This is a genomic window from Flavonifractor sp. An52, from assembly GCF_002159385.1.
GTDB classification, from domain to species: Bacteria; Bacillota; Clostridia; order Oscillospirales; family Oscillospiraceae; genus Flavonifractor; species Flavonifractor avicola.
Genome location: NZ_NFIB01000021.1, coordinates 18071 through 36463 on the forward strand (window position 1 = coordinate 18071; position 18393 = coordinate 36463).

At 56.9% G+C, this 18393-nt stretch carries 17 protein-coding genes and 1 tRNA gene; 8 read left to right on the plus strand and 10 right to left on the minus strand.

Annotation, left to right across the window (positions count from 1 at the left end):
- Positions 1 to 195 precede the first annotated feature (195 nt).
- Complete coding sequence (locus tag B5G06_RS09265) at positions 196 to 414, plus strand: helix-turn-helix domain-containing protein (RefSeq protein WP_087188798.1); 219 nt, start codon at positions 196 to 198, stop codon at positions 412 to 414.
- 120 nt (positions 415 to 534) lie between these two features.
- Complete coding sequence (locus tag B5G06_RS09270) at positions 535 to 1764, plus strand: tyrosine-type recombinase/integrase (RefSeq protein ID WP_087188799.1); 1230 nt, start codon at positions 535 to 537, stop codon at positions 1762 to 1764.
- Positions 1765 to 1843: 79 nt separating this feature from the next.
- On the opposite strand, the gene B5G06_RS09275 is transcribed toward B5G06_RS09270, so the two are convergent.
- The 4 genes from B5G06_RS09275 to B5G06_RS09290 form a co-directional block, all read right to left on the minus strand.
- A complete protein-coding gene (locus B5G06_RS09275) occupies positions 1844 to 2431 on the minus strand; it encodes a helix-turn-helix domain-containing protein (RefSeq protein ID WP_087188800.1) in 588 nt (195 codons plus the stop codon).
- 422 nt (positions 2432 to 2853) lie between these two features.
- Positions 2854 to 4092, minus strand: coding sequence for an IS256 family transposase (locus B5G06_RS09280; RefSeq protein ID WP_087188801.1), 1239 nt, complete (start codon positions 4090 to 4092; stop codon positions 2854 to 2856).
- Between the two features lie 98 nt (positions 4093 to 4190).
- Positions 4191 to 5912 carry a DUF262 domain-containing protein gene (locus B5G06_RS09285; protein ID WP_087188802.1) on the minus strand — a complete coding sequence of 574 codons (1722 nt, stop codon included), beginning with the start codon at positions 5910 to 5912 and terminating at the stop codon, positions 4191 to 4193.
- 327 nt (positions 5913 to 6239) lie between these two features.
- Positions 6240 to 6315 (minus strand) — tRNA-Pro (locus B5G06_RS09290).
- Positions 6316 to 6491: 176 nt separating this feature from the next.
- On the opposite strand from B5G06_RS09290, the gene trmB reads away from it, so the two are divergent.
- On the plus strand, positions 6492 to 7160 hold the full coding sequence (trmB, locus tag B5G06_RS09295) for a tRNA (guanosine(46)-N7)-methyltransferase TrmB (RefSeq protein WP_087265925.1): 669 nt from the start codon (positions 6492 to 6494) through the stop codon (positions 7158 to 7160).
- Between the two features lie 41 nt (positions 7161 to 7201).
- On the opposite strand, the gene B5G06_RS09300 is transcribed toward trmB, so the two are convergent.
- The gene (locus B5G06_RS09300) at positions 7202 to 9139 is read right to left on the minus strand and encodes a bifunctional metallophosphatase/5'-nucleotidase (RefSeq protein WP_087188804.1); all 1938 of its coding nucleotides are present in this window, start codon (positions 9137 to 9139) and stop codon (positions 7202 to 7204) included.
- Between the two features lie 256 nt (positions 9140 to 9395).
- Here B5G06_RS09300 and infC point away from each other — a divergent pair, with 256 nt between their 5' ends.
- From infC to B5G06_RS09325, 5 genes are all read left to right on the plus strand, one after another.
- On the plus strand, positions 9396 to 9962 hold the full coding sequence (gene infC, locus B5G06_RS09305; RefSeq protein ID WP_087188805.1) for a translation initiation factor IF-3: 567 nt from the start codon (positions 9396 to 9398) through the stop codon (positions 9960 to 9962).
- Between the two features lie 39 nt (positions 9963 to 10001).
- Entirely contained in the window at positions 10002 to 10205 is a 204-nt protein-coding gene (rpmI, locus tag B5G06_RS09310; protein WP_087188806.1) for a 50S ribosomal protein L35, read from the plus strand.
- 40 nt (positions 10206 to 10245) lie between these two features.
- On the plus strand, positions 10246 to 10602 hold the full coding sequence (rplT, locus tag B5G06_RS09315) for a 50S ribosomal protein L20 (protein ID WP_087188807.1): 357 nt from the start codon (positions 10246 to 10248) through the stop codon (positions 10600 to 10602).
- Between the two features lie 125 nt (positions 10603 to 10727).
- A complete protein-coding gene (locus B5G06_RS09320) occupies positions 10728 to 11078 on the plus strand; it encodes a BlaI/MecI/CopY family transcriptional regulator (RefSeq protein WP_087188808.1) in 351 nt (116 codons plus the stop codon).
- Between the two features lie 12 nt (positions 11079 to 11090).
- Entirely contained in the window at positions 11091 to 13322 is a 2232-nt protein-coding gene (locus tag B5G06_RS09325; protein ID WP_087188809.1) for a M56 family metallopeptidase, read from the plus strand.
- Between the two features lie 49 nt (positions 13323 to 13371).
- On the opposite strand, the gene B5G06_RS09330 is transcribed toward B5G06_RS09325, so the two are convergent.
- From B5G06_RS09330 to B5G06_RS09350, 5 genes are all read right to left on the minus strand, one after another.
- Entirely contained in the window at positions 13372 to 13977 is a 606-nt protein-coding gene (locus B5G06_RS09330) for an ABC transporter ATP-binding protein (protein ID WP_087188810.1), read from the minus strand.
- Positions 13974 to 14912, minus strand: coding sequence for an ABC transporter ATP-binding protein (locus B5G06_RS09335; RefSeq protein ID WP_087188811.1), 939 nt, complete (start codon positions 14910 to 14912; stop codon positions 13974 to 13976). Before B5G06_RS09335 ends, B5G06_RS09330 begins: the two co-directional genes overlap by 4 nt.
- Positions 14913 to 14918: 6 nt before the next feature.
- On the minus strand, positions 14919 to 15743 hold the full coding sequence (locus tag B5G06_RS09340; RefSeq protein WP_087188812.1) for an ABC transporter permease: 825 nt from the start codon (positions 15741 to 15743) through the stop codon (positions 14919 to 14921).
- A complete protein-coding gene (locus tag B5G06_RS09345) occupies positions 15740 to 16732 on the minus strand; it encodes an ABC transporter permease (RefSeq protein ID WP_343286360.1) in 993 nt (330 codons plus the stop codon). Before B5G06_RS09345 ends, B5G06_RS09340 begins: the two co-directional genes overlap by 4 nt.
- Positions 16733 to 16816: 84 nt before the next feature.
- Positions 16817 to 18391: an ABC transporter substrate-binding protein gene (locus B5G06_RS09350; protein ID WP_087188813.1), complete on the minus strand. Its 1575-nt coding sequence runs from the start codon at positions 18389 to 18391 to the stop codon at positions 16817 to 16819.
- Between the last annotated feature and the right edge of the window lie 2 nt (positions 18392 to 18393).

The following is an 18393-nucleotide window of genomic DNA, read 5'->3' on the forward strand; positions in this document are numbered from 1 at the left end:
AGCAGAAAGCACGTGTGCTGCGCACACTCGCATCGTGCTTATGCACGCTGCGCCGTCTCATGCGAAACCTGACGCACCTGCGGTGCTATAAAAAGTGCGTTGCACTTTTTAACAGGTTTCGGATGAGCGGCGCAAAAAATGCGCCCCCAAACAAAGAATAAAATCCCTTCCGCAGGAAGGGTAGAAAGGAATCCGATGAAACGATCCAAGTATAACTCGTTCAACGAGCTTCCCCTGATGCTGACCGTGCAGGATGTGGCCGATGTGCTGGGCATCGGCCTGGCCCACGCCTACGAGGTGGCCCACCGGAAGGATTTCCCCACCATCACCCTGGGCAGCCGCATCATCGTCCCCCGGGATAAGTTCATGGCGTGGATCGAGGAGCAGGCGGCTCAAAAGACGGAAATATTTTAGTAGCTATTTCCGGGATTCTGTGGTATTTGTTTGTGTTGCCGTAAGCGCCCACAGGCGCAATGCATGCGAGCAACCGAGTGAAACGAGGCTCTTAGCGAGTCGCAAAAGGAGGGACAACCAATGGCAAAGAAACGAGCAAACGGCGAGGGCAGCATCCGCAGAAAGCCCAACGGCCGCTGGGAGGGCAGATACACCCTGGGGATCGACCCCGCCACAGGCCGCGCCGTCCAGAAAAGCGTGTCCGCCAAGACGCGGGCCGAGTGCAAGGAAAAGCTGGACCGGGCCATCCGGGACAACCGGGGCATCCCGATGGACCACAACGAGGACTACACCGTGGCGGAGTGGTGCAGGCTGTGGTTCGAGACCTACAGCAAGCCGGTGATCCGCCCCAACACCGCCAAGAACTACAGGAATATCATCGAGAACCACATCGTGCCGGCCATCGGGATGGTCAAGCTCAAGCGGCTCACCGCCATCCAGATCCAGCAGATGTACAACAATTCCAAGGCCAAGGGGCGGGTACAGCGGTTTGATACGCAGACCAACGCGGCTCTGTCCGGCAGTACGGTGCGCCGCATCCACATGGTGCTGTCCTCGGCGCTCAAGCAGGCGGTCAAGGAGCGGATCATCCCCTACAACCCCTGCGACAACTGCCGCATCCCGCGCAAGGAGCACCGGGAGATGACCATCATCCCGCCGGAGAAGCTGGGGGTATATCTCCGCGAGGCGGAGAAGTACGGTGTCCTGCCCATGTTCTTCCTGGAGCTGTCCAGCGGCCTGCGGCGCGGGGAGCTGCTGGCGCTGCTGTGGGATGACCTGAATGTGAAGGACCGCATCCTCTCGGTGAGCAAGCAGGTCACCCGCATCGACGGGGAGCTGGTGGTGACCGAGCCGAAGACCAAGAACTCCATCCGCAGGGTGGCACTGTCCCAGCAGGCGGTGGATATCCTGGTGCGGGAGCACGAACAGCATCCCGACAACCCCATCCTGTTCCCGTCGCCCCGCACCGGCGGCTACTGGAGCCCGGACGCGGTGTCCAGGATCAACCGCAAGCTGCTGGAAATGGCCGGCATCGAGGAACACGTGCGCTTCCACGATCTCAGGCACACTTTCGCCACCATGGCCCTCTCCAGCGGCGTGGACGCGAAGACCCTGTCCAGTATGCTGGGCCACTTCAGCGCCGGGTTCACCCTCGACACCTATACGCACATCACCAACGAGATGCAGAGGGGCGCGGCGGAGAAGATCGGCGGCTTCATGGAAACGGCCACAGCCAAGCTGGACCCCGAGCCGCCCGACCCGCCGGAGGAGAGCCGGTGCAAGGTGATCCCGTTCGAGAGAGTGGGATGAAAGGGAGCCCCGATATGAACAGTCAGAGTGCATCCCCTGCGGATGCACTCTGACTGCGCTTCGTGTTTATCGCACCTGGTTATTGGATCTGCTTCACCATCAATCCATGGCGATTGCAGTAGCAATACAGGTATCCTCGACCCCGGAGACGAAAACGGCACTCTGCGTTTCCTTCCGGGTACAGCTTGATCATCTGAAACTTTTCGGATGTCACATAGGCCAAAAAGGAAATGTAGTGGGATTTTGTCATGGGGTGATGGACGGTGATGAAGTGCTCATCTTCTACCGGCTCGATCTGGATTTCGTGGTGTTCGTCCGGTGCCTCGGCCTCCAAAGCCGGAAGAGACACACCACAGCAGCTGATGACCGTATCCCCCAGGGTGTGGATCACGTTGCCGCAGATGGGGCAGACGTACAGCTTGGAGCGAAGCAGATTGGCGGATCTGTTTTGATTGATGACAGCATCGCCCTTCATGAGTTCCATGACGGAGACACCCAGGGCGGCGGAAAGCGGCTCGAGGAGCGAGATATCCGGCAGACCCTTGGCGGTCTCCCACTTGGAAATGGTCTTGCTGCTGACATCGATCTTGTCTGCAAGTTCTGCCTGCGTCATCTTTTTCTGCTCCCGCAGCTGCTTGATGGTGTTGCCGGTGACATATAAGTTCATGCGTTTGGTCTCCTGTACAAAGATTTTATCGAGATTATAACAGGAGGAGTGCGGCTCCACAACCTACGCAGCGTAGACACGCGGCCAGGAGCGGCAGAGAATACCGGCGGCTTCCTGGAAACGGACATGGCCAAGCCGGGCCACGAGCCGCCCGACCCGCAGGAGGAGGGCCGGTGCAAGGTGATTCCGCTCGAGAGAGTGGGGTGAAAAATAAGTATAGCGCCAAGGGGAGTGTTACCACTCTTTGGCGCGGGGCAATCCCAAATTCTGTGTAACCGCCAAAAGCGGTGCAAATAGAGTGAAATTTATCATGGGCGGCAGACGGGTAAAACGGCTGCCGCCTTGTTTACAACATAACGCCAGTGGGACGGGATGTCAAGGCGGAGCTATCATATCCCCTCAGCCATCGATCTGAACCGGCGTTACTCAGGCATGCGCTCGGCGAAGTAGACAGCCATCTGGGCGTGAATCACACTCCAGTCCTGCCGCCGTCCGGTCCACTTCTTCGTGATATCCATCATGGCCAGATACAGCATTTTCAGCAGGCTGTCATCGGTGGGAAATACGGATTTGGCTTTGGTCACCTTGCGCAGCTGGCGGTTGAAACCCTCAATGGCGTTGGTGGTATAAATCAGCCGCCGCACCTCCTGAGGGTACTTGAAATAGGTGCTCAGGTTTGCCCAGTTGTCCCGCCAGGACCGGGAGATTTTCGGATATTTCCGGTCCCAGTGCTCCCCGAAGGTATCCAGAGCATCCAGTGCCGCCTGCTCATCTACGGCGGCATAAACTGCTTTCAGATCGGCCATGAGCGCCTTCAAGTCCTTGTAGGACACATACTTGCTGGAATTACGCAGCTGATGGATGATGCAGTTCTGAATTTCGGTTTGAGGAAAGGTTGCATGGATAGCCGCATCAAATCCGGCAAGGTTATCCGTGCAGGCGATGAAAATATCCTCCACACCACGGTTCCGCAGGCCGTTAAGCACGGTCGCCCAGAACTTGGCGCTCTCATTTTCGCCTACCCACATGCCCAGTACATCTTTCCGGCCATCCAGATCAATGCCTATGGCAATATACACCGCTTTCTTTACGATCTGCCCCTCGCTGCGGACATGGTAGTGGATGGCATCCAAAAATACCACGGCGTAGATGGACTCCAAAGGCCGCTGCTGCCACTCTTTGGCCACAGGCAGGATCTTGTCCGTGATCCGGCTGACCGTGCTGTCCGAGACCGAAATACCGTAGATATCCTGAATATGGGTCTCAATATCTCCGGTGGTCATCCCCTTGGCATACATCGACAGGATCTTTTCCTCGATATCCTGGCTGATGCTGGTCTGGTTCTTTTTCAGCACCTGCGGCTCAAACTCGCCTTTCCGGTCCCGAGGCACGGATACTTCTACATCGCCAAAGCTCGTACGCAGCGTCTTACTGCTGTGCCCATTGCGGCTGTTATCCGTGTCCTTATTTTTATAGTCATACTTGCTGTAGCCCAGCTCGTCATCCAGTTCCGCCTCCAGGCCGTTCTCCATGAATTCGGCTATGGTCTCTTTGAACAAGCTCTGGATGTCTTCCATGCTGCCGATGTTCGCCATCTGCAGCAGTTCACGGATTTTCTCCCGCCGGGCTTTTTCTTCCGGCGTGCGATTCTTTCTGGCCATATGTATAACCTCCTGTGTGATGCTTCTATTTTACACCACTCAGGAGGTTTACACATAATTTGAAGAAGTCTCTTTGGCGCTATGCTTTGCTGTTAAGCTTAAATGTTCCAAAGGCTTTTAGCTATGTCATACAGCCATTTAGCTCTGGCTTCGATTTTTTCCTCTGTCCATTCATCTTCTGATAGAACAGCGTTTAAGGTAACCAATCCCTTGGCACAGACCTCAAGCCCTGGTTTATTGGCACCTTTTCCGGACCTTTTTGTAGCCCAATCACTATCTCGTATTGATGCGTTAAGCGCTTGAGGAATGATTGCAAGATTCCCTAATGTAAGCAACTTCGAATCTCTTTGCTTGGCGATCTCGTCTGAAGTGCAGGCGGGCCAGTGGTTTCTCCATTTCTTTGGCATGAGGTGCTCCAAACTATATCCGTTAAAACCAAGAAGCAAGGTCGCACTATTTGCAGGGCGGATATAGCTTTCGATGAGGTAAAGGATGCCTCTGGTTTGAAGGTTTGTCAGTTTGGACTTTTGGAATCCATCCAGCAGATCTTCATCGGTTGGAATATATGTTGTTGCATCGTTACCGCTGAGGAGTTTAGCTACCAACGAGGCAGGCTCTAAAACTTCGTTGTGGATCAGGGAGGTAAATAGGTTGTTATAGTTTTTGGTTAGTGCGTGAACAACCATTCTGCGCATGATATATCCTTCAAGAATACCATACATGGTTCTTCGTTCTTCCTCATCATGTACATTCTTTGCGATATACAGCGTATAAGGGATAAGCGTGGATGTTTTCAATCCAAAGATTACTACATTTAGACGTTCGATGCTGGATGTACTCGGAACACTTACTTCGCAGATATCTGGCCTAAATGTGCTTCTAAAACAGATAGCGTAATCCCTCATTTGGCTGATAATAACGCTTTTGTCCCCACCACAATAATGGTCTATAAAATGCTGATAAGACTTTGCCAAACTATCCACTCTGGCGTACATGATCTTATCGTCGTTGCTAATATTATACCGCTTGTCTTGAATGAAAATCTGAAAAAAGGAATCAAAAAAGATATCAATAATAGCACGCTTCATGCGGCCGGTTTCAATCTCGGTATCCCAATAAATTTTTGCATCATCATCTTTCTCAAAAACAGAGGCCCATTTTGCTTCGTATTCGCTAATGGTATCTCTGCTGAAAAAGTAGTTTTTCAGCAACTCCGAGGTCGTTAGATTAACACCGAGAGAATTGATCGTATTAAAAATTTGCTGTTCATCCTCATCCGCATTCAAATCAATGCGCACAAATTGGGCATTCATCATGACCGTCATAATATTGAGTTTATTTTCGTCGATATGGTCTATAAAGTAGTTGTACGCTTCAATGATTCTGGAATGAGGTGCAGGATTATCTATTTTGGCTATAGATGTGGAAGCCATCACTTGTTCGAAGGCTTCAATATCATTTTTTCCGTGGCGCAAAGCAATCGACTGCCCCATAATTCTAAACTGACAATCGAAAGTTGTCTGCTGGCCGAGTTTCAAGCACAGGACTTTCATAAAGAGAAGAAAAGTTGTCAGGCGCTGTTGTCCATCTACAATCGTTCGGCAGTCAGTAAAATTCTCCCCAAGCTGTGGCCTGCGGCCTTCCTTCAGAATGATAGATCCAAAGAAGTGGGGTTTATTTGTCTTGGCGATATACTCCATATCTTCAATCATCCGGGCCCAAAGATCCTCTTTCCAAACATAGGACCGTTGAAAGAAGGGGACTTCTATGAGCGTAGAGTTATTGAAGATATTGGTGATAATTGCTTTATGTGCATCCATAGTGAAACTCCTCGCAAAACGCTCCTAATAGTCTATACAAGTGGGAATCCTGTACAGGCTATCGGCATAATATGACAGTCTTGTCCTTATGCTATCATGTAACTACTATTAAAGCAACATGATGATGGGCAGTTCCATACCCAAAAGCACAATATTTCCCCGTTAGGGATGGGTTAGGGATTTAGCTGTTTCAGCCGCTACGCTCACTCATCCCCCCGACCGCTGTTCCGCCACTGAAACTACCACAAAGCAGCAATCTCCAAAACCGCAAAAGCCGAACTCAAAACGCAGAAAAACCGCCCGTTTAGGCGGTTTTTCTGCAAAATTTGGTCGGAGTGCGGGGACTCGAACCCCGGGCCTCCTGCTCCCAAAGCAGGCGCGCTACCAACTGCGCAACACCCCGATATGAAGTTGTGGGACTGCCCGGGCGTATCCTCCCAAATCACGTGCGCTACCAACTGCGCTACACCCGGATATGTGGTTTACCTGCATAACAGGTATCATTATAATATATGCCGCCAAGGATTGCAAGTATCCAATCAAATATGTTATGATGCTCTTTGTGAGGTGAATAAATCGATGCGAATGAGAAAAAAGCCCAACCTGGCCCCCCGGATGGAGCGGTGTGCCCGTGTTCTGATCTCTGATCCTGCCGCCCTGCGGGGCCGTTGGATGAGCCTGATGCCCCAGGCAAGCGTTCTTTATCTGGAACTGGGCTGCGGTAAGGGCCGTTTTACTGCAGAGACCGCCGCACAAAATCCTCAGGCCCTCTACATTGCGGTGGAACGGGTGCCTGACGCTATGGTCATCGCCATGGAGCGGGTATGCGCCATGGATCTGCACAATGTCTTCTTTATCGACGGCGATGCCGCCGACCTAACTGAACTCTTTGCCCCCAGCGAGGTGGATCGCATCTACATCAATTTCTGTGATCCCTGGCCCGGCAACCGGCACGCCAAGCGCCGCCTGACTCACCCTGATTTTCTGCTGCGCTACCGTCAAATTCTTTCCCGGAAGGGTGAGATCCACTTTAAGACAGATAACCACGATCTGTTTGAGTGGTCTCTGTTCCAGTTCCCCAAGGCCGGGTTCCAACTCTCTCAGGTCACCCGCGATCTCCATGCCAATGGTATCTGCGGCGTTATGACCGACTATGAGGAAAAATTCCACAACCTGGGCACCCCCATCAATCGGTGCGTAGGTTCCATCGCTCCCCTGCCTGTCTCCCACAAAAATGCAGAGTCATAACCATCAGGGCCTGCCGCTTGTTGCGGCAGGCCCTGATTCCTTTATCCACGATAGCGGTGGTAACCACGTCCCTTTTGTCCTCCATAACGGCGGCGGCGTCCTCTGGTGGCAATGCGATAAACAATAAATACGATCAGAGCCAGCACTACAAGGCAGACTACAAGAGCGATCCAGCCTACCAGGTTCAGCCCTTTCAGCAGGCTCACCGGATTCAGGGACGCCTCCTCCACCTTCCGTCCCTCTGGTGCGGCATAACGCTGGTCCACCGTACCCATGGACTGGAGGTAAGTGGCCAGCGCATACCACTCCTTCAGTTCCGAGCCATTTGGGGTATAAATGATCTGGTCCTCAAAATTGGTCACCGGGTTACCTTGGGCATCCTTGGGCGTTATGGTCAGAATACCAAAGGACTGGTCATTGACGGTACCCAGCATCTGACCGGTATACAATCCGGTTACCACTCGATAGAGTTTGTCGTCCTCCAGCGGTACAGTAGTACCGTCAGGCAGCACCTGGGCATAGTCATTTACCCGATTGAGGATGATCCGATAGGGGTTCCAGGTCCAGGTCATTCCCGAACCATAGATCTGGGCGGCTGGCATCAAGCCGGTCACAGACGCGTCCACCTCAAAGGCATCCCGCAGTTCCCGGCCGGTGATCCATACCGAGATCAGCGGATAGCCTGGGGTTCCGTCGGCACCGGAGCCCAGAGAGGCGACGTTAAACACATCCGATGTGGTAATCTCTCCCGCAGAGAAGGACTCCCGGATCACGCCCGCTGCCACCACAGCAAAATCCACCGGCACATAGTCCTCCCCCTCCGCCTGCTGCACTGCATAGATGTAGGAGTCGGCAATGAGATTGCCCAAAGTATCCTCCTTATGCTCCTTGCCAAACTGGGAGATTGGGGTGAAGTCAAACTCCGACCGGGCCAGCACCTGATCGAAGGTCAGTCCGAACTGGGAGAGGTACTCCTCCTCGATGATGGGCTGGAAGGACTGGGCCAACCGCTCCATCTCAGTATTAGCCGTTACTGTCTCGTCCACCGGCACCAGCCGGTAATCATAGTCCGTGACAGTACCGGCATCGTCCAGCTCCAGAACCAGCACACCCAGATTGGTGGTATACTCTCCACAGGAGACAATCAGGGTATCATTGACCTGAATCGGCTCCTCCAGGGTAGAGTGGGTGTGGCCGGAGATGATCACATCGATGCCATCCACCGCCTTAGCCAGCTCATAGTCCTCCCCTTTTCCGCCATCGGTGCCGGTGTGGGAGAGACACACAATCACAGAGGGGCCTTCCAGCTGGGCCAGTTCCTCCTCCAGGGCAGCCACCTCTCGCCGGGCAGCATCGGCCACAGCCTCAAATTCCATGCCAGACATGGGAGCGCAGGCATCCGCGTCCTCCCCCATCAGGCCGAAAATACCGTAGTTGATGCCGCCCCGGGTGAGGATCATATGGTTCTGCACTCCATAGGCCTCCATAGCGGCCCGCAATTCCTCGGCGCCTTCCCCGTCCAGCACCGTGCCGTTGGACTGCACAATGGCAGGCACCTGACTGCCGCTGGCGGCTGCCGTCTCCAGCATTTGGGCCAGGCCCGAGGCACGGTAGTCAAACTCATGGTTGCCCAGGGTGGTCACATCATATCCCATAGCCCCCAGTGCCTTCAGCTCCGGCGCCTGGGTGGCATAGATGGTCTGAAACAGCGTTCCCATGGAAAAGTCGCCGCCATCCACCGTGATGGCATCGGGATATTTTACCCGTTCCAGCGCAAGAAGGGTCGCCAGCCGGGTATAGCCACCATATTCCCCGCCATCTTCCGAGGGCGCAGGATAAAAATGATCATGGGTATCGTGGGTGAACAGAATCACGGCGTCGTGGCTGTTCTCCGCCGCTCCCCAGGCCGGGCAGATGAAGATCAACAAAATAAGGGTTAGAACTGTCAAAAAAAGCCGTTTCAGGCCATGATGCACCATAATACTCCCTCCTTGTCCCCATTCTGCCATAATTCCAATGAAAAGGAAAGCAAAAAATAGTCTGGATTTTTTCTTCTGTTTTCTACTTGACATCGCATCAATCCTTTGATATACTGTTTGGGCACAATAAAGCAGGAAGGTACCTCCGTCCTCACCTCCAGCATCAGCAAAGAGGTCAACATGGTCAGCGGCGCGCCGTATATTCGGCGTGGCTGTTCTGTTGTGGCGCGGGTACCGGAATGCGGTAACCGCGTTTTTGTATGCAGCAAAGAATTGGAGGTGCTTTCGTATCAGCAAACAGGGTCATCAGATCAACGAAGAGATCCGCGACAAAGAAGTCCGGCTCGTTTCCGACAGCGGCGAGCAGCTGGGTATCATGTCCGCCCGTGAGGCGCTGGAGCGCGCCATCGAGCAGAACCTGGACCTGGTGAAGATCTCTCCCAACGCCGTGCCCCCCGTGTGCAAGCTCATGGACTATGGCAAGTACAAGTTCGAGCAGACCAAGCGGGAAAAAGAGGCCCGGAAAAATCAGCACGTCGTGGAGATCAAGGAAGTCCGTATGTCGCCGGGCATTGACGTGAACGATTTTAACGTCAAGCTCCGTAACGCCCAGAAGTTCCTGAGCCAGGGCAATCGGGTGAAGGTCACCGTCCGCTTCCGCGGCCGCGAAATGGCCCACACCGATATCGGCAAGGGCCTGCTGCTCAAGTTTGCGGAACAGTGCAGCGAGGTGGCCGCGTTGGATAAGGACCCCAAGCTGGACGGACGGCATATGTCCATGTTCCTCTCTCCCAAGGTTGCCAAGGACGGCAAGAAATCCTGAGCAATCCCCTGAAATCCAAAGACAAAGGAGTTAACCACCATGCCTAAACTGAAAACTCACTCCGGTGCGAAGAAGAGATTCAGCCTGACCAAGTCCGGCAAGGTCAAGCGCGCCCATGCGTTCAAGTCCCACCTGCTCAACGGCCACGGCAAGGACACCAAGCGTAAGAGAGGCCTCCGCGCCGGCGCTTATGCGGACAAGACCAACGAGCCCGCCATCAAGCGCATGATCCCCTACAAATAAGATAATTCCGATTTTACCTTAACATAGGAGGCTTTTTACAATGGCTAGAGTTAAAGGCGCGATGATGACGCGCAAGAGAAGAAATAAGATCCTCAAGCTGGCCAAGGGCTACTGGGGCGCCAAGAGCAAGCACTTCAAGATGGCCAACGAGCAGGTCATGAAGTCCCTGACCTACGCCTACACCGGCCGTCGGCTGAAGAAGCGTGACTTCCGCTCTCTGTGGATCACCCGTATCTCCGCCGCCTGCAAGATGAACGGCATGAACTACTCCACCTTTATGAACGGCCTGAAAAAGGCTGGCGTGGAGATCAACCGCAAGATGCTGGCCGAGCTGGCTGTCAACGACAAGGCCGCTTTCACCGCTTTGACCGAGATGGCGAAGGCTCAGCTGGCCTGAGTTTGAATCCAAAATTCCTGTGTTCCTCTTCGGAACACAGGAATTTTTTTATGCCCTTGACAAAATCTGTCTAATAAGATAGACTACAAGCAAGAAGTCTATCCCATTAGACAAAGGAGGTTCCTATGGAGACGCCCAAAATCTTTGAAAGCGAATACCGGTTCTGTCTCATTCTCTGGGAGCACGAACCGGTAACGACCACAGAGCTGGTAAAGCTGTGTCAGGCCCAGCTGGGCTGGAAACGCACCACCACCTACACCGTCATCAAGCGGTTGGGGGAACGGGGCGTGCTGAAAAATCAGGACGGGCTGGTGACCGCCCTGATCTCCAGGGAGGATGCCCAGGTGTCCGAGCTGGACGAACTGATGGAGAAGAAGTTCCAGGGCTCCCTTCCCGCCTTTCTGTCTGCCTTCGCCCGCAGGCAGTCTCTGACCGAGAACGAGGTAGAGGAAATCCGCCGCATCATCGAAAAATAAGGAGGTCCTGCCATGGAAGAGCTGTTCCTGACCCTGGTCAATCTCAGTCTCACCGCCAGCTGGCTGGTACTGGCTGTTCTGGTGCTGAGACTGATCCTGCGGAAAGCTCCCAGGTGGAGCTTCTGCCTGCTCTGGGGCCTGGTGGCCCTTCGCCTGATGTTTCCCTTTTCCCTGGAAAGCCCTTTCAGTCTGGTCCCCAGTACCCAGCCTCTGCCCCGGGAGATTCTCCACACCGCCACGCCTCAGATCCAAAGCGGCATCCCCGCCGTCAACAGCGCTGTTAATCCCATCCTGCAAGAAGCCCTGGCGCCGGCTGCAGGAGCCAGCGTCAATCCCACCCAGGTCTGGTCCTTCCTGTTGTCCCGGATCTGGCTGGCGGGAATGGTGGTTCTGCTGCTCTATGCGCTGATCAGCTGGCTGCTGTTGAAGCGGCGGCTGGCCACCGCCACCCTGCTGGAGGACAACATCCGGCAGAGCGAGCAGGTAGGTTCCCCCTTTGTACTGGGGCTGTTCCGCCCGGTCATCTATCTGCCTTACCACATTCCGGAGCAGGACCTGACCTATGTACTGACCCACGAACGGGCCCATATCCGCCGTCTGGATCACTGGTGGAAGCTACTGGGCTTTGTGCTGCTTGCAATCTACTGGTTTAATCCCCTGATGTGGGTGTCCTATCTGCTGTTCTGCCGGGATCTGGAGGGAGCCTGCGACGAGAAGGCCATCCGGGCTTTGAACCAGGAGGAGCGGCGGGGTTATTCCACCGCCCTGCTGAATTGCAGCATCCGCCGCCGGCCCGTGGCGCCCTGCCCCCTGGCCTTTGGAGAAGCGGGGGTAAAGGGCCGGGTGAAGGCGGTGATGCACTACAAGAAGCCCGCCTTCTGGGTGGTGCTCATCGCCCTTGCTGCCTGTGTCATTGCCGCCCTGTGCTTTCTGACCAGTCCCAAGGAGCCCACCGTTTACGATGTCTTAACTCAGGACGGCTATGAGGTTCTGAGTCAAAAGCAGGTGGATCTGACCCTGACCGTACCCAAATCTGCTCTGACAGACGACTGCTTTACCGGGGAGGGCCACACCTTTGCTGACGGCCAGGTGGTGGTGTGGCAGGATGACGCCACCACCATTTATCTCCATAATGTCATGCTCTCCAACGAAAGCGATGAACTGCTGTATATGAGCTTTGACTGCTCCTACCGTTTCTCCAACTACGGCAGTTTTGTCACCCCACTGCTTGCCACAGAAGATTCGTCCATCAGCCCCCAGATCCTTTTGAGAAACAAGATCCTCAGAGACGGTACCACCACCTATCCAGACGCCCTTAGCCTGCGCGGTTACGGCCCCGACGCCAAGTTTACCTTCTATGTGTCCAAAGAGGCCTGTATGGCCGCCCAAGATACTTTGATGATCGACGTCATATGCAACCAGGTTCAGTATACGAAAGAGGGCTATGAAATATCCGGGAGTCAGCTCTCCCCCGCCGGGCTCTACCTCTATGAGGGGGATGGGTTCGGCGGTGATTTTACCATCACCCTCCGGGAGGACGGCTCCTTCACCTACTATGAAGGATACCTGAGCAGCTATATCGGGATGGGCCGGTGGTCGGTCTCCGGCGATATCCTTACCCTGGAGGACGAGACCGGCGTCACCAGGGTCAACCGCTTCCGCATGGAGGGGGACGACCTGATCTTCCAGGCAAAGGGTTCCACCAATTTCATCTATGTAAAGGTGGCAGATGGGGCGGTCTTCTCCAAAAACAGCCAAATCCCCGTTCCGGCGGCCACCGCCACCAAATGGTTTGACTATACCACCGCCCCCAGCGAAATGGATTGGGATGGGGAACTGACCATCACCCACACGGCCTTCCCCGATGTGACCTTCCGCTATACGCCAGAGAAGATCACGGCACAGCAAAAGCGAGAGGAAACACCGGTCCAGCTGATTTCCGGTATGCCCATCTGGAACGCCTATTTCTGCGACCTGAACGGCGACGGCCTGCCGGAGCTGTGCGCCACCCTCAGCATGGGGTCCGGCATCGTAGATACCCGGATCGCGGTCTGTGACTACGCCAACGGCCGCACCTATGAGCTGGAGGACCGGATGAACTATGACTATGCCCTTCGGTTTGACCCGGACAGCGCCCTGCTGTATGTGGACAGGACGCCGTATGAAGGCCGGGAACCCGATCAGTCCGGCCTGTTGATGCTGGAGGACTCCATCCTCACATATGAGAATCAGGGCCCCAACTAGGGGCAGAAAACGGCCTGCAAGTGATTTTACTCACTTGCAGGCCGTTCTCTTATGCCAAATTCTGTACCCGTGTACACAGCTTCTCCATCAGGGGGCTGTTATGGCTGACGATCACCAGCCCCAAGTTCCGCTTCTCCGCCTGGTCCAGCAGAAAGGTCCAGATCTGGGCCTGGGTGATGAGGTCCAGCATAGCGCTGACCTCGTCGCACAGCAGATAGCGCACCCCGGGCCGCAGGGCACGGGCAATGCAGAACCGCTGAAGCTCACCGCCAGACAGTTCCGTGGGATACCGCTCCAGCCAGGCGGGCTGGATGTGAAGGGCCTCCAGCAGTCCCTCCTCCACGGGCCCACCTTCTTTTAGCGTATCCCCCAGCTTCATCAGCGGGTCCACTGCCGTCTCCGGGTGCTGCCAAATCATCTGTACCGGGCAGATCCCCCGGTACTCCTTCAAAGGCTTGCCGTCCACCAGCACCGTGCCGCTGTCCGGCTTCTCATAGCCCGCCAGAAGTTTACATAAGGTTGTCTTACCCCGTCCGCTGGGGCCCAGCAGCCCAAGCCGCTCCCCCGGCTCCAGCGTCAGGTCGATGCGGTCCAGCACCGGCTCTTTTCCTTTCCGGCGATAACCGAAAGTGAGTTGTTTTGCCTCCAGACTCACGGCTGTTCCCCTCCTTCCGGATATAAGCAGCGCACCAGGCCGCCGTCCAGTTCCCGATAGGCTACCGGGCCCATACACTCAGGCCGCCCCTTGGGGCAGCGGGAGGCAAAAGGGCACCCCTCCCCCACCTCGCCCGGCCCGGGCTGGGCGCCGGAGATGGGGATAAAGCCATTCTGGGGCAGGGCATTCCACAGAGCTTTGGTGTAGGGATGCCGTAGTTTCCCCGCCTCAAAATCGGCGGCGTTGGCCTCCTCCACCGTCTCACCGGCGTAGAACACCGCCACCCGGTCGGCAATGGTGAGGGCCAGCTCCAAGTCGTGGGTGATGAGAAGCACCCCCGCGCCGCTGTCAGCCAGCTCCCGGAAGTGACTCAGTACCCGTTTCGCCGCCCGGGCATCCAGACCGGGAGTGGGCTCGTCGGCGATGACCAGCTTGGGGGTGGCCGCCGCCGCGGTGGCGATGAGCACCCGCCGGGCCATGCCGCCGGACAACTCAAAGGGATAGCGCTCCTCGGTATCCGCCCCCAGGCCGTACCGCTCCAGCACCGCCCGACTGGCCTCCCGGGCACTCTGGTCCCGGCGGCCCTTGCGGATCTGGGGCCCCACCTTCATCAGCGGGTCCAGGTAGGTCACGCCCTGGGGCACCAGGACAATCTCTTTGCCCCTCACCTTCTCCGCCCGTTTGGGGGTAAGGGGCTGGCCCAAGAAGGAGATCTCCCCGGCCATATGGCTGTTATAAGGCAGGATACCCAGGATTCCGTGGGCCAGCAGGCTCTTACCCGAACCGCTGGACCCAACCACCGCCACCACCTGGCCGGGCCGAATGGTGAGGGACAGATCCTGAATCACCGGCAGCAGCACCTGTTTTGTGCCCCGTCCATACTGGGTGAAGGAGATGGACAGGTCTTTGACTTCCAAAATCGGTTCCAACTCCATCCCTCCTCACATATGTACGCTGGCAGGGTCCAGCAGCTTGCGCAGCTGCTCCCCCATGGCGGCAAAAAGCACTACCACCAGCACCAGGCTCAGGCCGGGGAACACCGCCAGCCACCACTTGCCGGTGGTGAGGTAGCTCATGCTCTCCGACAAAATCACGCCGATGGCAGGCTGCTCCGGCGACAGCCCAAAACCAAGGAAGGTGACGCTGGCCTCGTGGAGGATGGCGTGGGGGAACTGGAGCACCAGCCCGGTGAGGAACTGGGGCAGCAGATGGGGCAGCAGATGCCGCCGGGCAATGGTCAGCCGGGACACCCCCAGCTTTTCCGCCGTACGGACATACACCGCGCCCCGCAGTTGGAGCACCTCACCCCGGATGACCCGGGCCAGAGAGGGCCAGTGGCTGAGGGCCACGCCTGCCACCACGCCCACGAAGCCCTTTCCGAATGCCAGGGAGATGAGCATGACCAGCAGGATATGGGGGATGCCCATGACCAGATCGATGCACCAGGAGATTACCGCATCCACCCAGCCCCCCAGGACGGCGGACGCCACACCCAGCACCAGGGCAATGACAGCGCTGACAGCCGCGGTCAGCAGGCCGATGCGGATGCTGAGGGACAGGCCGGTGAGGGTGCGGGAGAGCATATCCCGGCCCATCCAGTCGGTTCCGAAGAGGAACTGACCGCAAGGGGCCAGATTTTTGCGGGTAAAGTCGGTAACCATGGCCTGCCCGCTGAGCAGGCCTCCAGCCACTGCCACAGCGCACAGCACCACAGCGGCGGCAACCAACAGAAAGAGGGCATTTTTTCGCCCGTTCCAATGTCTCATTTCCGGGCCACCCCCCTTCTGATCTTGGGATCCACCACGCCGTAAAGCAGATCGGCAATCAGGTTGCCGCCGAACACGATGGCGGCACTCACCACCGTGATGCCCAGCAGTAGGGGCAGGTCGGAACCCAGACCGGCGTTGACGGCAGCCTGGCCCAGGCCGGGGTAGGAGAATACCTGCTCCACCAGCACCGAGCCGCCAAAGATCTCGCTGATGGAGGCAAATTGCAGGGTGATGGCGGGCAGGGCCACGTTGCGCAGACCATGGCGCAGCACGATGGATCGCTTGGACTCCCCTCTGGCCCGTGCGAAGAGCACATAGTCGCTCTCCATAATGTCCGCCATCTTCTCCCGGGTGTGCATGGCGATGTTGGCCACACCGGTGATACTCAGGGTAAGGGCGGGCAGGAAGGCGTGGTAGAGCCGGTCGGCCAGAGTGACACTGGATGCGTCCGCCCCAATGGGTACCGACAGGCCGATGGGAAACAGTCCCAGCCACACTGAGAAGACCACCAGCAGCACCAGGGCCAGCCAAAAGGCCGGGGTACTGGAGATCAGCCAGCAGTAGCCTCGGATCAGCTTATCCACCAGTTTTCCCCGGTTGGCACCGGCAATGACGCCCAGGGTCAGTCCCAGCACGCCGGAGATCACCCAGGCGAAGGCCATGAGCCACAGGGAACTTTGCAGCCGCTGGCCGATGACCTGGCTCACCGGCTGGCGGTAGAGCAGCGAGGTGCCCATATCCCCCCGGACAAAGTCGCCCAGCCAGCCTAGGTACCGCTCCACCGGCGGGGTATTGACTCCCCAATATTCCTCCAGCTTGGCAATCTGCTCCTGACTCATGGTACCCAGGGCGGCCTGTCCCACGTTGGTCTTGAGTGGGTCCAGCGGAGAGGCCGACATGAGCAGAAAGGCGGCCAGGCTGACGCCCAACAGCAGCAGCACCATGCGGATCAATTTTTTGCCCGTGAACATCAGGCGGTGTTTCAAGGGAATTCCTTCTTTCCAGTGGGATCATGGATAAGGATTGCGAGCCGGTGTGCATACCGGCTCGCAATGACAGCAAAGCCCGTCTTATCCCCAACTCCACTGATCCACGTTGTTGACGATGGACCAGCCGTGGCCGTGGGGGTGGATCTTCTGCTCGGCCACCTGAAGGCCGTTCCGTACCCAGTACAGGTGGCTCACGTTCACCAACCACACCCAGGGGATATCTCCGTCCTGGGTAACGCCGGTGGTGCCGTCCCACTGGGCTTTCTGCCACAGCTCATAGGACTCCTCCAGATCGGAGCACTGGAGAGCCTGATCCATGTAGGAATCCACAGTGGAGTTGGCGTAGGGGGAATACTGGGCGGCGCCGGTATCCCCGATGGTGTGGTAGATGTTATAGAGCTCCATGGGAGTATGGGCGCCCCAGCCCCAGATGAGGGGCTCGGTCTGGGCCCGGTCATAGGCAGTGTCCCAGCCCACGCCTTCCATGGTGCAGGAGATACCCAGCTCTCCCAGCTGGTTGGCGAAATCGGCGCACAGGGCCTGCCGCACCGAGTCGCTGGTGGGATAGAGCAGATTCAAGGTGGCCTTCACGCCGTCCTTCTCCCGGACGCCGTTGGCCCCCATGATCCAGCCCGCCTGGTCCAGCAGGGCGGCAGCTCCCTCGGGATCATAGGCCACTTCGGAGGCCAGATTGTACCAGGGCATCTGGTCGCACACGCTATAGGCGGGGGTGCCGTAGCCGTTGAGCACGTTGTCGATCATCTCCTGCCGGTCGATGCCGATATTGATGGCACGGCGCACCAGCACATCGCCGGTGAGGGTGCCTTCGATCACCGGCAGGTTGAAGCCCCGGTTATCCACACTGTCGTAGGCCGCCAGCGTATACCCGGTAGGGCTTTGGTCCGCATAGGTAGCGGAGGTATAGGCCAGATCCACCTGACCGGCCTGGACCGCCAGGAAGGCGGCGTCCTCCTCCATGAAGAGGATGGTCACCTGCTTCATTTCAGGAGCCTCGCCGTAGTAGTCCGGGTTGGCCTCCAGAATCACCTGCTGGCCCTTATCCCACTGCTTCAGGATGTACCGGCCGGAACCGATGGGATTGGAGCCGTAGGTGGCGGGATCGTAGGCGTGCTCAGGCACAATGCCCACAATGGCCATGGTGTAGGGCCAGATGGAGAAGGGGGTAGCCATATGGAATACTACGGTGGTGTCGTCCACCGCCTCGGCGTTGTCCAGCATGGTAAAGTCGTTTACCGAGCTGGCAGCCTTGACGGTATTGTAGGTAAAGGCCACGTCAGAGGCGGTCAGGGACTCCCCGTCGGTGAATTTCACGTCATCCCGGATCTTGACCGTCCAGGTGAGGCCATCATCGCTGACTTGGACGTCGGTGGCCAGGTCGTAGCCGATGGTCAGATCGGTGTTGGTCACCGTGAGCGTGGACTGGATCAGGGGCTCATGGACGTGCTCACCGGCGCCCCAGCCGTAGGCGGGGTCGAAGCCGGCTTCGGGCTCGGAGGTGGTGCCCATGGCAATAATCACGCTGTCCTTGCTGCCGGTCTGAGGAGTGGTGGTGGCGACCGTATTTCCTCCGCCGCAGCCCGCCAGCATACCGGCGGTCAGGGCCAGGCTCAGAATCAGAGTCAGAATTCGTTTCATGG